Source organism: Streptomyces fulvoviolaceus (assembly GCF_000718165.1).
GTDB lineage: Bacteria > Actinomycetota > Actinomycetes > Streptomycetales > Streptomycetaceae > Streptomyces > Streptomyces fulvoviolaceus.
The window spans coordinates 141,478-157,243 of sequence record NZ_JOEY01000014.1 but is presented as its reverse complement, the minus strand read 5'-3'; the positions used below and the strand labels follow the sequence as shown (position 1 = coordinate 157,243).

At 70.2% G+C, this 15,766-nt stretch carries 9 protein-coding genes; 6 read left to right on the top strand and 3 right to left on the bottom strand.

The window, feature by feature from the left end; translation table 11 throughout:
• Window positions 1–428: 428 nt before the first annotated feature.
• Together IG08_RS54235 and gabT are read right to left on the bottom strand one after the other, a co-directional pair.
• Window positions 429–1,229 carry a phosphatase PAP2 family protein gene (locus tag IG08_RS54235; RefSeq protein WP_030602309.1) on the bottom strand — a complete coding sequence of 267 codons (801 nt, stop codon included), beginning with the start codon at window positions 1,227–1,229 and terminating at the stop codon, window positions 429–431.
• Window positions 1,230–1,451: 222 nt separating this feature from the next.
• Entirely contained in the window at window positions 1,452–2,786 is a 1,335-nt protein-coding gene (gabT, locus tag IG08_RS0116895) for a 4-aminobutyrate--2-oxoglutarate transaminase (RefSeq protein ID WP_030602306.1), read from the bottom strand.
• A gap of 244 nt (window positions 2,787–3,030) precedes the next feature.
• On the opposite strand from gabT, the gene IG08_RS0116885 reads away from it, so the two are divergent.
• From IG08_RS0116885 to IG08_RS0116875, 3 genes are all read left to right on the top strand, one after another.
• A complete protein-coding gene (locus tag IG08_RS0116885; protein WP_030602303.1) occupies window positions 3,031–5,157 on the top strand; it encodes an ATP-binding protein in 2,127 nt (708 codons plus the stop codon).
• A gap of 120 nt (window positions 5,158–5,277) precedes the next feature.
• Window positions 5,278–6,849 carry a PucR family transcriptional regulator gene (locus tag IG08_RS0116880; RefSeq protein ID WP_030602299.1) on the top strand — a complete coding sequence of 524 codons (1,572 nt, stop codon included), beginning with the start codon at window positions 5,278–5,280 and terminating at the stop codon, window positions 6,847–6,849.
• A 323-nt stretch (window positions 6,850–7,172) separates the two neighbouring features.
• Window positions 7,173–8,618, top strand: a complete 1,446-nt coding sequence (locus IG08_RS0116875; RefSeq protein ID WP_030602295.1) for an aldehyde dehydrogenase family protein — start codon at window positions 7,173–7,175, stop codon at window positions 8,616–8,618.
• A gap of 99 nt (window positions 8,619–8,717) precedes the next feature.
• Here IG08_RS0116875 and IG08_RS0116870 read toward each other — a convergent pair whose 3' ends face one another.
• Window positions 8,718–11,561, bottom strand: a complete 2,844-nt coding sequence (locus IG08_RS0116870; protein WP_030602292.1) for a glycoside hydrolase family 3 C-terminal domain-containing protein — start codon at window positions 11,559–11,561, stop codon at window positions 8,718–8,720.
• A gap of 351 nt (window positions 11,562–11,912) precedes the next feature.
• Here IG08_RS0116870 and IG08_RS0116865 point away from each other — a divergent pair, with 351 nt between their 5' ends.
• The 3 genes from IG08_RS0116865 to IG08_RS0116855 are packed head-to-tail and all read left to right on the top strand — an operon-like array spanning window position 11,913 to window position 15,626.
• Window positions 11,913–13,598, top strand: a complete 1,686-nt coding sequence (locus IG08_RS0116865; protein WP_030602290.1) for an extracellular solute-binding protein — start codon at window positions 11,913–11,915, stop codon at window positions 13,596–13,598.
• A gap of 25 nt (window positions 13,599–13,623) precedes the next feature.
• On the top strand, window positions 13,624–14,667 hold the full coding sequence (locus IG08_RS0116860) for an ABC transporter permease (protein WP_030602288.1): 1,044 nt from the start codon (window positions 13,624–13,626) through the stop codon (window positions 14,665–14,667).
• A 5-nt stretch (window positions 14,668–14,672) separates the two neighbouring features.
• A complete protein-coding gene (locus IG08_RS0116855; RefSeq protein ID WP_234342897.1) occupies window positions 14,673–15,626 on the top strand; it encodes a carbohydrate ABC transporter permease in 954 nt (317 codons plus the stop codon).
• Window positions 15,627–15,766 lie beyond the last annotated feature (140 nt).

Below are 15,766 nucleotides of genomic sequence, written 5' to 3'. Positions count from 1 at the left end.
CGACAGCGAACGTCCACACGAGGAGAGGGAACGCCCCCACCCGCTCCATTCCCCCATGCCGAGTCCGAGGTAACGGTGTGCGAGGAAGAGCCCGGAACCAGTGATCGCCACCATCCCCAGGAGGCAGGTCACCCGCCGCAGCGGGCCCGGAACCCAGTCCGCGAGCCCGATACCCGTGAGCAGCAGACCGACATGGCCCGTCCGTGCAGTGGGCGTTGCCGAGGTCGCTGGTGTTGTTCCGGGCCCAGTTGTACGGCGTCGCCCACGAGGACTGGACGATCCCGTGTGCCAGGAAGAAGCGCAGCGTGCCGACGACCCACGCCCCGTATCCGATCCGAGCCTTCAACTGCCCCTCCGGTTTCCGGTGTTCCCGTGGAGAAGCCGATCGCGCGACGCGGGTCCCGGGCACGGGGTGGGGCAAACCCCGCCTAGCGAGGAGACGGGCGCTTTCGGGCCAGGAACAGCCACAGGCAGAGGAGCAGGTCCGTGCACAGGCACCAGCTGGCCACGACGTCCAGGGGCCAGTGGTAGCCGCGGCGGACCAGGCCGAAGGAGACGCCGAGGACGAGGGCGGCGTAGGTGAGGACGAGCGTGCGGCGGGTCCAGGCGGTGCGGAGCCAGGGGAGCAGGAGCAGGGTCGCGCCGCCGTAGGCGATGGCGGCCGTGGCGGTGTGGCCCGAGGGGTAGTAGCCGACGCCGGGCGGCATGACGGAGGTGCCGTGACGTGCGGTGAGTTCCTTGAGAGGCACGATCAGCGCGGGGAGCAGTGCCATCAGGAGAGCCGCCGCAAGGGACGGGAGCCACCAGCGGTCTGTACCAATGCGGCGGGCGCGCCAGGCGACGTAGACCAGGACCATGGCCAGGATCGGTACCGCGATCTGGATATTGCCCAGGTCGGCGAGGAGTTCGGAGGCGCGGTCCGGGTGGACCAGGGCGCGGCTGACCCGTTCGTCGACACGCAAAAACGGCCCGTCCTCGACGACCTGCCAGGTGATCAGGGCGAAGAGGAGGGCCGGAAAGCCGAGAAGAAGGAAGAGGAAGGCCGGCCGCCCCGGAACAGGGGGGGTGGTTCCGAGGCGGCCGATCAGATCGGATGGTCGCGCGCCCCGGGGGGTTTGGGGCGGGCGACTGTCCGATCGGTGAGGAGATCCAGAGCCGGAAGCTCCGGTTGTGTGCGCGAGGGCACGACCAGGTCGAAGCTGGGGAGGCCCCGGCCTGATGTCGCCCACAGTCCCCTGTGGGCGGGGTGTATCTCTCATCTGGGTAGAACCTACGGCAGGGCGGCGGCGTACGACAGGCGGAATCGCATCCTCACAACCACCTCGCACACCTTCTTCACACCCTCTGACGCTCGCCACCCCAGCCCCGGAATCCCGAGGGATGTCAGAGCTGGGGCGACTGGTGTGGAAGGTGTGAGTCCGCTTCCGACCTGCTGCGTTTCCCCTGTGACGTCAGATGCGGGCGAAGGCCTGCTCGATGATGTCGAGGCCTTCGTTCAACAGGTCCTCGCCGATGACGAGCGGCGGCAGGAAGCGCAGCACGTTGCCGTAGGTGCCACAGGTCAGGACCAGCAGGCCCTCCTGGTGGCACGCCTTGGCGAGCGCGGCGGTCGCCTCCGGGTTCGGCTCCTTGGTCGCGCGGTCCTTGACCAGCTCCATGGCGATCATCGCGCCACGGCCGCGGACATCGCCGATGATGTCGAACTTTTCGGCCATCGCGGACAGTCGGGACTTCATCGTCGCCTCGATCGCCTTGGCCCTGGCGTTGAGGTCGAGCTCCTTCATCGTCTCGATCGAGCCGAGCGCACCCGCACACGCGACCGGGTTGCCGCCGTAGGTGCCGCCCAGGCCGCCCGCGTGCGCGGCGTCCATGATCTCCGCGCGGCCGGTCACGGCGGCGAGCGGGAGGCCACCGGCGATGCCCTTCGCCGTCGTGATCAGGTCGGGGACGATGCCCTCGTCCTCACACGCGAACCACTGGCCGGTACGGCAGAAGCCGGACTGGATCTCGTCCGCGACGAACACGATGCCGTTGTCCTCGGCGAACTTGCTCAGAGCGGGCAGGAAGCCCTTCGCCGGCTCGATGAAGCCGCCCTCGCCGAGCACCGGCTCGATGATGATCGCGGCCACGTTGTCCGGGCCGACCTGCTTGGTGATCTGGTCGATGGCCTGCGCGGCGGCCTCGGGGCCCGCGTTCTCCGGACCGGTCGGCCAGCGGTAGCCGTAGGCGACCGGCACGCGGTAGACCTCGGGCGCGAACGGGCCGAAGCCGTGCTTGTACGGCATGTTCTTCGAGGTCAGCGCCATCGTGAGGTTCGTACGGCCGTGGTAGCCGTGGTCGAAGACGACGACGGCCTGGCGCTTGGTGTACGCACGGGCGATCTTGACGGCGTTCTCGACGGCCTCGGCACCGCTGTTGAACAGGGCCGACTTCTTGGCGTGGTCACCCGGCGTGAGCTCGGCGAGGGCCTCGGCGACCTCCACGTAGCCCTCGTACGGCGTGACCATGAAACAGGTGTGGGTGAAGTCGGCGAGCTGTGCCGAAGCACGGCGTACGACGGCCTCGGCGGAGGCGCCCACCGAGGTCACCGCGATGCCGGAGCCGAAGTCGATCAGACGGTTGCCGTCGACGTCCTCGATGATGCCGCCGCCCGCGCGCGCGGTGAACACGGGCAGCACGGAGCCCACGCCCTGAGCGACCGCGGCGAGGCGGCGGGCCTGCAGCTCCTGCGACTTGGGGCCGGGGATGGCGGTGACGATGCGGCGCTCCTGCGGAAGTGCGCTCATGAGGGGCTCCTGGGGGTGTTGCGGACGGGGGCTTCGCAGACGTTCTTCCAGTCTTTTCTCGCAGGCTAGGACGGGGAGTGGGGGGTGGGCATGCTCCATGTGGGCAGTGTCGGGGGGGTCCGGTTGTCCGTGGTGGACATGGCGGTGACGCCGAGGTCGGCCACGTAAGCGGTGAACTCCCCTTGCGAGCGCGTTAGATTGACCGCTGATGGTGGACGGAACGGCTGGTCAAGGGGCGAGGGCGATGGACAGCGACGGGACGCAGGACGCGCGGGGTACGCATGCGAACCCTGTGCCACGTCCGGCGGGACCCCCTCGGATGCCGGCGATGCCCCCGCGGCCCTCCGCGGCACCGGGTGTGCCGCCGATGCCGGACGGGTCGGCGTTCCTCACCTGGCTGCGGGCGCCCCGGCCGGAGGCGGCGCCGGGGGTGTGGCGGTTCGGGCACAAGCCGCGGCCGGAGGTGGAGCCGGAGCAGATCCCCACGCGGCAGCTGCTGAGCGGTGCGGTGATCGCGTTCCTCGTCGGCTGGCTGATCTGGTCGCTGCTGTGGAACGGCTACCTCGGCGGCTGGTGGGTGCTCCCCCTGGAGCTCTTCACCCCGGACTCCTGGCGCCACAGCGACGACCGCATCGGCAACGCCGTCCTCTGGTACGGCTACTACACGCTGATCGCCTTCGCGATCATGCTCGTCGTCGGCCGCCTCGGCCGCTGGAGCGAGGTCTGGCGCCGCTACGGCCCCCCCGCCTGGCGCCGTGCCGTCCCCGTGCCGGAGCGGCCCGTCGCCCCCGAACAGGACCCCGCCGAATGGCCCCAGCTGCGGGCCGCCGGTGCCGCCGACGCCGCTGAGCGGCTCGCCGCCGAGGCCCGGGCCGGGCTGATGCGGGACGTCGACCAGGCCCGGATCGCCCGCGCCTGGCAGGGCGTCCGCACAGGTCGGCACAGCCTCGCCACTTTCACGGGGGCCGTACTCAAGGACGGCTCCGCCGCCTGTCTGCACCCGTCCGGCGCGCGCGACCTGCCCACCCGGCTGGCCCGGCACGACCTGATGACCGGCCAGGTGCGCCTGGGCACCACGGCCGACGACGCCCGCAACCCGTACGCCTACCGGGGCGCCGGCCTGGGCCTCGGCCCCGATCTGCTCGGCACCTCCCTGCTCGCCGTCGGCCCGGCCGGCTCCGGCAAGACCGGCACCCTGATGCGGCCGCTCGCCGAGTCGCTGTGCCTGCACGCGCTCGCCGGGCGCGCCGCCGTGGTCGTGGTCGGCGCGGCGGGCGCGGGGCTCGGTGCGGCCGACTCCTACGACGTCGTCGTACAGATCGGGAATCCCGAATCGGTGTACGACCTCGACCTGTACGGCGGGACGAACGACCCTGACGAGGCGGCGGCCGTGCTCGCCGAGGCCCTCGTCGGAGACCTCGCCGAACCGCACCAGGGCGGGGACACCCGCCGCTCCACCACCGTCCTCGCCCAGCTGCTCGGACCGTTCCGCGCGGTCCACGGCCGCTTCCCCTCCGTACCGGAGCTGCGGCAGCTGCTCGACGGCGCGCCCGCGCCGCTGGCCGCGCTGCGCAAGGGCCTCGAGGACGCCGGACAGGAGTCGCTGCTGCGCGAACTGGACGCACGGGAACGGCAGTTGGGCAACCCTGGCGATGTGGGCGGCGTGCTCGCGGACCGTGTCGCACTGCTGGACCGCCCGGCGTTCGCGGGATTCTTCGATACGTCCGGACAGTCGCGCCCCTTCTCGCTGAAGGCCCTGGACCACCCGGTCCGGGTGCGCGTCGATCTGCCCCAGCGCGGGCACGCGGACGCCTCTCGGATGCTGGCGCGGCTGGTGCTCGCCCAGTTCTCGGCGAGCGTGGCGGTGCGCGAGGACCGGTCGCTGTTCGCCTGTCTGGTGCTGGACGACGGGACGGGTGTGGTGACCCCCGAGGCCGTGCGCGGCATCCAGCGGCTGCGGTCGGGGAACGCGGGGGTCGTGCTGACGCTGCGCTCCCTGGACGACGTACCGAGGCCGTTGCGCGGGCCGCTGCTCGGGGCCACCGGCTGCCGGATGGCGCTGTCCGGGATCACGCCGTGGGACGGGCAGGACTTCGCCGAGGTGTGGGGCAAGGAGTGGATCGAGGCGCGGGACGTCACCGACCGGCAGATCATCGCCGAGACCCCGGCCGGCAAGGCCCTGCACGCGGTGCGGCGGGTGATCACGGGCAAGGCGCCGACCGCGCGGGCGGTGACCGTACGTCAGGTCGAGCGGGAGCGGTGGTCGGCGTCCGAGCTGGCGCACGGGGTGCCGGCCGGGCACGCGGTGCTGTCGCTGACGAACGTGAAGGGGGAGCACGCGCCGCCGCTGCTGGTGGACCTGCGGGGTTGAGGTGACGCGGGGGCACGCGGAGGACCGTACGGTGAGGCAGAATCGACACAGGTCGTTCATACGTTGCGGCCAAAAGATCACAACGGTCACACATGTCTGTCACGCCTACCTGAAGGCCTCATGCCTCCCACGCTCGCCAAGCTCGTCCACCACTCCACGCTCAAGCTGACCGTGCGGGCGGGCGGGGACCGCCTGGACGTGCCCGTCCGCTGGGCGCACGTCAGTGAGCTCGCCGACCCCGTGCCCTACATGGAGGGCGGGGAGCTGCTGCTGATCACCGCGCTGAAGCTGGACGCGGAGGATCCGGAGGCGATGCGGCGGTATGTGAAGCGGCTGGTGGGCGCGGGCGTGGTCGGGCTCGGCTTCGCCGTCGGGGTCAACTACGAGGAGATCCCGAAGGCGCTCGTCGATGCGGCGGAGGAAGCGGGTCTTCCTTTGCTGGAGGTGCCGCGGCGTACGCCCTTCCTCGCCGTCAGCAAGGTCGTGTCCGCCGAGATCGCGGCGGATCAGTACCAGGCCGTGACGGCGGGCTTCGCCGCCCAGCGCGAGCTGACGAAGCAGGCGCTGACGGACGGCCCCGAGGGGCTGCTGGGCGCCCTCGCCGCCCAGGTCGACGGATGGGCGGCGCTCTACGACGCCTCGGGCGCCGTCGTCGCCACCGCACCGGAGTGGGCCGGCCGCCGGGCCGCGCGGATCATCGCCGACGTGGAACGGCTGCGGGAACGGCCCGCCCCCGCCTCCTCCGTGGTTGCCGCCCCCGACAACGAGGACCGCGTCGAGCTCCATTCCCTGGGCACCGGGCGGCGGCCCCGGGCCGCGCTCGCGGTGGGCACGGCTGCGGCGCTGGGCACGGCCGAGCGGTACGCCGTCCACTCGGCCATCGCGCTGCTGACCCTCACCACGGAACGCTCGCGGTCCCTGCACGCCGCCGAGCAGCGGATCGGGGCGGCGGTGCTGCGGATGCTGCTCGCCGGGGAGCCGGACCATGCCCGCGCGGTCGCCGGTCATCTGTACGGCGGTCTGCTGGACGCGCCCTTCCGGTTGATCGTCGCCGTGTCCGGTGCGAACGGTGATCCGCTCGGCGCGCTCGCCGAGGTCGTGGAGTCCGCGGCGGTGCGGGCGGGGGAGGCCGTGCTGGTCGTACCGGAGGGGGAGCGGCTGGTGGTGCTGGCCGTGGACGGCGGGGCCGCGGTGGGGGCGTGCGGGGAGTACGCGGCCGGCCTGGAGGCGGCCAGGGCCGGGGAGCAGGCGGCCGGTGGTGACGAGGACGAGCTGATCGTGGGGGTGTCGGCGCCGGTGGGGCCGGTCGCCGCGGGGGCGGCCTACAAGCAGGCCGAGCAGGCGTTGTCCGTCGCCCGGCGGCGGGGGCGGGTGTACGTGGAGCACGAGCAGTTGGCGGCGGGGTCTGTGGTGCCGCTGCTCGCGGATGATGCGGTGAAGGCGTTTGCGGACGGGTTGCTGCGGCCCTTGTATGAGCATGACGCGACCGGGCGGGGGGATTTGGTCGCCTCGCTGCGGGCGTGGTTGTCGCGGCACGGGCAGTGGGACGCGGCGGCCGCGGACCTGGGGGTCCATCGGCACACGCTGCGGTACCGGATGCGGCGGGTCGAGGAGATCCTCGGGCGGTCGCTGGACGATCCGGATGCGCGGATGGAGCTGTGGCTGGCGCTGAAGGCGACGTCGGCGGAGTAGGCAACGCGGGGTTTTCCTTGCCCCCGCCGCCCCTTCCCGTCCCTGGGGGCTGGCGCCCCCAGACCCCCGCTTCGGCCTGAACGGCCTCGTCCTCAAACGCCGGACGGGCTGAAAAACTCAGCCCCTCCGGCGTTTGAGGAGCGGGGGTCCAGGGGGCAGAGCCCCCTGGGAGCAGGGTCGAAGGGGCGGCAGCCCCTGGAGGACGGGACGGGTAGGGGCGGCGGGGGCGAGGAAACCGACCCCGCCAAACCGTCGCACCCCCCACCCCCACCACTACACCCCGGACAAACACTCCCCACTCACCCCCGCCCTACCGTGGGCACATGACTTCCACCCACGCCTTCTGGCTCGCCGGCCGTCAGGCCACCGGCGAGGACACCTTCGACGTCACCTCCCCGTGGGACGGACGTCTCGTCGGAAAGGCCGCCGTACCGACCGACGCGCAGATCGAAGAGGCGGTCGCCGCCGCGCACGCCGTCCGCGAGGACTTCGCCGCCACCCCCGCCCACCTCCGCGCCGCCGCCCTCGACCACGTCAGCCGCAGGCTCACCGAGCGCACCGAGGAGATCGCCCAGCTGATCTCCGCCGAGAACGGCAAGCCGATCAAGTGGGCCCGCGGGGAAGTCGGCCGCGCCGTCTCCGTGTTCCGGTTCGCGGCCGAGGAAGCGCGGAGGTTCAACGGCGGTGAGGCGCAGCGCCTCGACACCGACGCCGGCGGCCAGGGCCGGCTCGCCCTCACCCGCCGCTTCCCGAAGGGCGTCGTCCTCGGCATCGCGCCCTTCAACTTCCCCCTCAACCTCTGCGCCCACAAGATCGCCCCGGCGATCGCGGCCGGCGCGCCGATCATCCTGAAGCCGGCCCCGGCCACCCCGCTCTCCGGGCTGATCATCGGCGAACTCCTCGCCGAGACCGACCTGCCCGCCGGCTCCTGGAGCATCCTCCCCGTCCCGAACGACCGGATGCCCGCCCTCGTCCAGGACGAGCGGCTCCCCGTCATCTCCTTCACCGGTTCCGAGAATGTCGGCTACGCGATCATGGACTCGGTGCCCCGCAAGCACTGCACCCTGGAGCTGGGCGGCAACGGCGCCGCGGTCGTCCTCGGCGACTACGCCTCCGACGAGGACCTCGACTGGGCCGCCACCCGCATCGCCACCTTCTCCAACTACCAGGGCGGCCAGTCCTGCATCTCCGTGCAGCGGGTCATCGCGGACGCCTCCGTGTACGACCGCCTGCTGCCCCGCGTCGTCGCCGCCGTCGAGGCCCAGGTCACCGGTGACCCGGGCGACGACAAGACCGACGTCGGCCCGCTGGTCAGCGAGGACGCCGCCCGGCGCGTCGAGGCGTGGGTGAAGGAGGCGGTCGAGGCCGGCGCCACCCTGCTCACCGGCGGCGACCGCGACGGCGCCTCCTACGCGCCGACCGTCCTCACCGACGTACCGGCCGACACGACGATCTCCTGCGAGGAGGTCTTCGGACCCGTCCTCACCGTGCAGAAGGTGGACGGCGAGGCCGAGGCCTTCGCCGCCGTCAACTCCTCCAAGTACGGCCTCCAGGCAGGCGTGTTCACCCACGACCTCCAGGTCGCCTTCCGTGCCCACCGCGCGCTCGAGGTCGGCGGCGTCGTCATCGGCGACGTGCCCTCCTACCGCGCCGACCAGATGCCGTACGGCGGCGCCAAGCAGTCCGGTGTGGGCCGCGAGGGCGTGCGGTTCGCGATGGAGGACTACACGTACGAGCGGGTGCTGGTCCTGACCGGCCTCGCCCTCTAGCTCATGGGAACCATTTTCATATAGGCTCGTCGAAGAAGGGGCCCGGCACCGATGCCTTCCGGTGCCGGACCCCTTCTCTGTGTCAACTCCTCCGGACCCTCAACCGGAGAAGCCGACGTGCGCGAGCCGCAACGGGCCCCGCAGCCTCAGGTGCACGTCGTGCACGCCCTCCGCGACGATCCCGGCGTCGAGAGTGGTGTAGTCGTAGGGCCCGGACTCCGGCTCCCCCACCTCCGAGGTCAGGGCGGCGAGCACCGCACCCCCGTCGAGCGACAGCTCGACCACGCCCTCCCCGGCCACGGACACCGCCACCTCCGTGACGCCGTCCCCGAAGTCGCAGTCCCGGTAGACCAGTTCACCGGCCCTGCCGTCCGCCGCCGTCACCGCGTCGCCCGACGTCTTCGTACGGTCGACGATCTCGATGCCGTTCTGCTCGTCGAAGTCGGCCGCGTCCAGGCCCCGTTGGAGCACGGCACGCGGGGCCGCGGGCTCGCCGTCGAGCAGCACCGTCGTACGCAGGCGGATGTCCTCGCTGGAGGCGCCGACGAGTACGTCGTAGGGGCCCGGCTCCAGGCGCCATCCGCCCCGCGTCACGTCCCAGAACTCGAAGGCGCGCAGCGGGACTTCGAAGGACAGCTCTTCCCGAGCGCCCGGCGCGAGTGTCACGCGCCGGTGTGCCACCAGCTCGCGGCGCGGGCGCGGGAGTGCCGGGTCCACCGCGCGCGTGTAGAGCTGGGCGACCTCGGCGGCCGTGACGTCACCGGTGTTCGTGAGAGTGAACGACACGTGCAGGGTCCCGTCCTCCTCACGGGTCGTCAGGTCGCCGTAGGAGAAGGACGCGTACGACAGCCCGTGTCCGAACGGGAACAGCGGCGTGCCCTCGAAGTAGAGGTATGTCTGGCGGCCGCCGATGACGTCGTAGTCGAGGAGGCCGGGCAGGTCGGCGTCGTCGGCGTACCAGGTCTGCGGGAGGCGGCCCGCGGGGGAGACGTCGCCGGCCAGGACGCGGGCCAGGGCGGTGCCGGCCGCCTGGCCGCCGTGGGACGCCCAGAGCACGGCAGGGAGGGCGGCGGTGTCCACCGCGTACGGGTAGGCCGAGACCAGCGCCAGCACCGTGTTCGCGTTCGCGGCGCGGGCCGCGCGCAGCAGGCGCTCCTGGTGCGGGGGCAGGCGGAGCGTCGTACGGTCCTCGGTCTCGCGGCCGTTGATATGCGGGTCGTTGCCCGCCACCACCAGGACCACGTCCGCCTGTGCCGTGACCCGGGTCACTGCGTCCTCGCCGCGTTCGACGATGATCAGGTCGAAGATTTCCGGATTCTCGTCGGCAACCTTTACTCCGTCGGCGGCGACAGAGACATGGCGACCCGTACCGATGTGCCTGAGGAGGTGTCCCTTCCCATGCGGTTCCAGGCGGAAGGTCTCCTGGACGACCCAGCCTCCGGGCTGGTCGGCGGAGGCACGGAGGTATCCGTCCTCGGCGACGGAGAGGTAGCGGCCGTCGGGGGCGCGGAGCGTGAGAACGCCCGCGCCCCAGTCGATCAGCGCGAACTCGGTGCCGGTCGGGTCGGTGGTGAGCGGGGGGAGATCCGTGCGGCCCGCGAGCAACGCCGGGTCCAGCGCGCCCTCCGCGCCGCGTACCTCGTCGGAAGCCTCCGAGGCCTCCTGCACGTGGAGGAACGTACCCGTGGAGGTCTTCAGCCGGACCCGGTCCACGCCCTCCGCGAACTCCACGCGCTCGGCGCCGAACCGCTCGTACAGGCCCTCCAGAGGAGTGGAGCGGTGGATGAGCGTGCCGCTGTACCAGTCGAGCTTGCACTCGTCGGCGAGCAGACCGACCACGGCGAGGCGGGTGTCGGGGGCGAGCGGCAGCACGCCCTCGTTCTTGAGCAGGACGATCGCCTGCTCGGCCGCCTCCTGGGCGAGCGCGCGGTGCGCCGGGGTGTCGAAGTCCTTGGTCTCCGCGTACGGGTCGTAGAGCGGGTCGAACTCGCCGAGCCGGAAGCGGACCGAGAGCTGGCGGCGGACGGCCGTGTCGATGTCGGCCTCGGTCAACAGGCCCTGCTCCAGGGCGCCTTGGACCCGCTGCACGATCTGCGAGCCGTCCGTGCCGTGGTCGGTGAAGCTGTCGACGCCGGCCACGAGCGAGGCCGCCGTCGCCTCCTCGTGGGTGTCGAAGTAATGCTCGTGGTCGACCAGGTTGGAGGGCGCGCCCGCGTCGGAGCAGACCAGCAGCTCCTCCTCGGTCCAGGCGCGCAGGTGCTCGCGCAGATACGGGGAGACGTGGTTCGGGCGGCCGTTGACCAGGTTGTACGCCGGCATCACACCGGCCACCGCGCCCGCCTCGACCGTCTCGCGGAAGGCGCGCAGGTCGTACTCGTGCAGCACGCGCGGGCGGACCGAGCTCGACGCGGTGGCCCGGTCCGTCTCGTTGTTGTGGGCCAGCCAGTGCTTGAGGACCGGGGCCGTGCGCCAGTACGTCGGGTGGCTGCCGCGCAGACCCTGGGTGTAGGCGGTGGCGATGGCGGAGGTGAGCTTCGGGTCCTCCGAGTAGCCCTCCTCGTTACGGCCCCACAGCGGATGCCGGAGCAGGTTGACCGTCGGCGACCAGACGTTGAGGCCGACACGCTCGTCGCGGGCGCGCATCGCGCGGGTCTCCTTGGACACCGCCTCGCCGACGCGGTGTACGAGGTCGGTGTTCCAGGTCGCGCCCAGGCCCACCGCCTGCGGGAACACCGTCGCCTGGCCCATCCACGCGACACCGTGCAGCGCCTCCTGGCCGGTGCGGAACCCGGCGATGCCGAGCCGCTCGACGGCGGGGGCGAACTGGTGCAGGAACCCGACCTTCTCGTCGAGCGTCAGCCGCGACAGCAGATCGTCGATGCGCTTCGCGAACGGCAGGTGCGGATCGCGAAATGGCGGCGTGTGCGGCGTGTGTGCGGTCACGTGGGGATCCCCTTGCGATGGAGCGGCGCAACGCTTTCGAAGCGCTTCGATGCTCATTCGACACCGGGTCGGGTGTCAAGAGATCAACACCGTCACTTCAAGCGGTGCATGAGAAAAGGTCACCTCCCATACCTCGGAGGAATCTTGGAGACGACCCTTGTGCACCCTTGGGTGTTCACTTAACCTCACAGCAACATCGAAGCGCTTCGACTGCCTCTTCGACTACCTACGGTCCGCCGCATGGGGTCGCAATGGTCGGAGGACCGCTTCAGCTCAGCCAGTTCCACTCAAGACACCGCAGCCGACGGCTCCACCGCCGGGTGTCCTGGTGCGCCATGAAGGGTTGACGCAATGACGCCGAACGCCGCTTCCGCCTCCTCCGGGCCCAGCCGGAGAAGCTTCCTCGCCTCCACCGCGGTCGCCACCGCAGCGGTCGCGGGCGGGATGCCGCTTCTCGCCGCCTGCGGGGGCGGGCAGGAGGGGAACCAGGATGGCACGACCTCCGGGAAGGCCGCGGAGAAGATCCTCCCGACGTTCGTGGCGTCGAGCGTCATCGTGCCGGACCTTCCCTCGAAGAACGGCTCGTCGGCCGGCTTCACCAAGGCGATCGACCTCAACAGCCTGAAGACCGCGGTACCGAAGAAGCTCGGCAGCGGCAGCTCGCTGAAGATCATGGCGCCGATGTGGGGCAGCCCGCCGTCCAACGACAACCCGTACTACACGGCCATGAACGAGGCCGCCGGAGTCAAGGTCACCTGGCAGAACCAGGACGGCAACACCTACGACGAGAAGCTGGGCGCCGTGCTCGCCTCCAGCGACATCCCGGACGTGGTGGTCGTCCCGGGCTGGAACCTGAACGGCAAGATACCCAGCGCCGTCAACGCCAAGTTCGCCGACCTCGGCCCCTACCTGTCCGGCGACAAGGTCAAGGCCTACCCCAACCTCGCGGCCGTACCGACCGACGCCTGGCAACGCGGCATCTTCGGCGGCCAGTTGCGCGGGATCCCGATGCCCGCCTCGTACGTCCCCAACATCGTGCCCTTCTACCGCAAGGACATCTTCGACGCGAAGGGCTACGAACTCCCGGCCAGCCCCGACGAGTTCCTTGCCTGGGCGAAGGAGGCCACCAACGCCAAGGGCAAGGTGTGGGCCTGCGACGACCTGAAGTGGAGCGCCTTCAACATCTACGGCGTCCTCAACGGCAGCGACAAGGCGCTGTGGTGGGACCTCAGGGATGGCAAGCTCGTCAACCGGATCGAGACCGACGAGTACCTCGAAGCCCTGGAGTGGATGCGCAAGCTCTACGCGGCCGACGTGGTCCACCCCGACGCCAAGGCCGTCAAGGGCGACGCGTCCAACCGCTTCACCGCCGGCCAGTCCCTCGTCTTCAACGGCGACATCAGCTACTGGTACAGCACGACGGCCGAACAGAACATCCAGAAGAGCGACTTCGAGATCGGCGCGTTCGACATCTTCGGCCCCGACGGCGGCGACCCCACGATCTACGCGACGCAGCCCGCGGGCATCTTCACCTTCGTCAGCAAGAAGGCGTCCAAGCAGCAGATCAAGGACTTCCTGGCGCTCGCCAACTACTGCGCCTCGCCGTACGGCACCAAGGAGTACATGCTCACCGTCTACGGCGTCGAGGGCACCGACTACACGCTGAAGGACGGCATGCCCACGAAGACCACCAAGGGCAACAACGAGGTCTTCGGCGCCTACGACTACACCGGCGACCCCGCCTCCTACCTCGCCCACCCCGACCTCCCCGAGATCGCCAAGGCCCAGGTCGAGTGGCAGCAGCGCATGGGCGCCTTCACCAAGAAGTCCTCCTTCTACGGCCTCACCATCACCGAGCCCAACCGCTACACCAACCTCGCCAACGACTTCGAGCAGCTGGAGGACGACGTCGTCCGCGGCCGCAAGAAGATCAGCGACGTCCAGCAGGCCGTGTCCGACTGGAAGGCCAAGGGCGGCGACGGGCTGCGGGACTGGTACAAGAAGCTGCTCGACGACAACGGCTCCGCGGCCAACTGACCAGGGCTGAGGCAAGGAGAAAACCGTGTCCCACAGCACGGTGCCTCGGAGCAGGGCCGAGGCGAAGAAGACCGACGAAAAGACCGGCAAGAAGGCGTCTGCGTCCGGCGGCGCCGCCGGCCCCCAGGGCAAGCGTGCGGGAAAGCTGAGCCTGCGGCTCAGGTTCAGACGCGACCGCACGCTGATCCTGATGACCCTGCCGGCCGTAGCGCTGCTCCTGGTCTTCAACTACATACCGATCTTCGGCAACGTGGTCGCCTTCCAGGACTACGACCCGTATCTCAGCGACAACGGCTTCGTCGCCATGTTCGAGAGCCCCTGGATCGGTCTGGAGAACTTCGAGCGGATCTTCCAGGACTCCGCCTTCTGGCACGCGGTGCAGAACACCTTCGTGCTGTTCACCCTCCAGCTCGTCCTGTTCTTCCCCATCCCGATCCTGCTCGCGCTGGTCATCAACAGCGTGATCAGGCCCCGGGTCCGGGCGGTCGCCCAGGCGATCATGTACCTGCCCCACTTCTTCTCGTGGGTGCTGGTCGTCACCGTCTTCCAGCAGATCTTCGGCGGCGCCGGCATCATCGCGCAGACGCTGCGTCAGCACGGGTACGACGGCTTCGACCTGATGACCGACCCCGGGATCTTCAAGTTCCTGGTGACCGCCGAGGGCGTCTGGAAGGACGCGGGCTGGGGCATCATCGTCTTCCTCGCCGCGCTCTCCGCCGTCTCCAACGACCTGTACGAGGCCGCGGCGATGGACGGCGCGGGCCGCTGGCGCCGGATGTGGCACATCACGCTGCCCGCGCTGCGACCGGTGATCGCCCTGCTGCTGGTGCTGCGGGTGGGGGACGCGTTGACCGTCGGCTTCGAGCAACTCCTGCTCCAACGCGACTCGGTGGGGCCAGGAGCCTCCGAGGTCCTCGACACCTACGTCTGGTGGAACGGCATCCGCAACCAGGACTTCAGCTACGCCGCGGCCGCCGGCCTGGTCAAGGGCGTGGTCGGGCTGGCCCTCGTACTCACCGCGAACAAGGTCGCCCATCTCATGGGCGAGCAGGGGGTGTACAAGAAGTGAGCGCCGTGATCGACAAGAGCGTCAAGCCCGACAAGTTGGCGGCGCCCGCGTCCGAGCCGCGCTGGTGGGCGGCCCCGGAGCGGCCGTCCTGGGAGGAGGAGCCCTCCAAGGCGGGCATCGCCGGCAAGGGGATCGTCCTCACCCTGGCCTGCTTCGGGGTCCTCTTCCCGCTGTGGATCGTCATCGTCACCAGCCTCTCGTCGAAGAAGACCATCGACTCGACCGGCGGACTGGTGGTGATCCCCAAGGACATCACCTTCATCGCCTACCAGGAACTCCTCAGCGGCGGGCAGGTCCAGCGCGCCGCCCTGGTCAGCGTGGGCGTCACCCTCGTCGGCACGCTGTTCAGCATGACGGTGTCCGTCCTCTCCGCGTACGGGCTCTCGCGGGTGGGGTCTTTGGGGCACCGGTGGTTTCTGATGCTGCTGCTCGCCACCATGTTCTTCGGAGCGGGGCTCATTCCGACGTATCTGCTGGTGCAGGGGCTCGGGCTCACCGATTCGTATCTGGCGTTGATCCTGCCCAGTGCGGTGAGTGTCTTCAACATCCTTGTGTTGCGGGCGTTCTTCATGGGGATCTCGTCGGAACTCATCGACAGCGCGCGGATCGACGGGGCCGGGGACTGGCGGATCCTCTGGAAGATCGTGATGCCGTTGTCGCGGGCGGTGCTTGCCGTAATCGCGCTGTTCTATGCGGTGGGGTACTGGAGTGCCTGGTTCAACGCGTCGATCTATCTGAGTGATCAGGACATGATGCCGTTGCAGAACGTCATGATCCAGCTGGTGCAGAAGCAGGAACGGCCCGTCGGGTTGGCCACGCAGATCAACACGGGGCAGTTGTCGCCGTTGGCTGTTCAGATGGCTGTGATGGTTTTGGCGCTGGTGCCGGTTGCTGTGCTTTCGCCGTTTGTGCAGCGGCATTTCAAGAAGGGCATGTTGACGGGTGCGGTGAAGGGTTGACCTGCGCCTATTGAGTGGGGCGCTTCGGATCGCCGGCGGCTGCGGGTTCGTCGTGGCTGGTCGCGCCCACGCGGCGGAGCCGCAAGTCGATACAGCCCCGCGCCCCTAGAGGTACGTCCACTCCCCCTCTCTCGTAAGTC

Coding starts and splice junctions, on each gene's coding strand:
- gabT (WP_030602306.1), bottom strand. CDS start 2,786: ATGAGCGCACTTCCGCAGGAGCGCCGCATCGTCACCGCCATCCCCGGC.
- IG08_RS0116885 (WP_030602303.1), top strand. CDS start 3,031: ATGGACAGCGACGGGACGCAGGACGCGCGGGGTACGCATGCGAACCCT.
- IG08_RS0116880 (WP_030602299.1), top strand. CDS start 5,278: ATGCCTCCCACGCTCGCCAAGCTCGTCCACCACTCCACGCTCAAGCTG.
- IG08_RS0116875 (WP_030602295.1), top strand. CDS start 7,173: ATGACTTCCACCCACGCCTTCTGGCTCGCCGGCCGTCAGGCCACCGGC.
- IG08_RS0116865 (WP_030602290.1), top strand. CDS start 11,913: ATGACGCCGAACGCCGCTTCCGCCTCCTCCGGGCCCAGCCGGAGAAGC.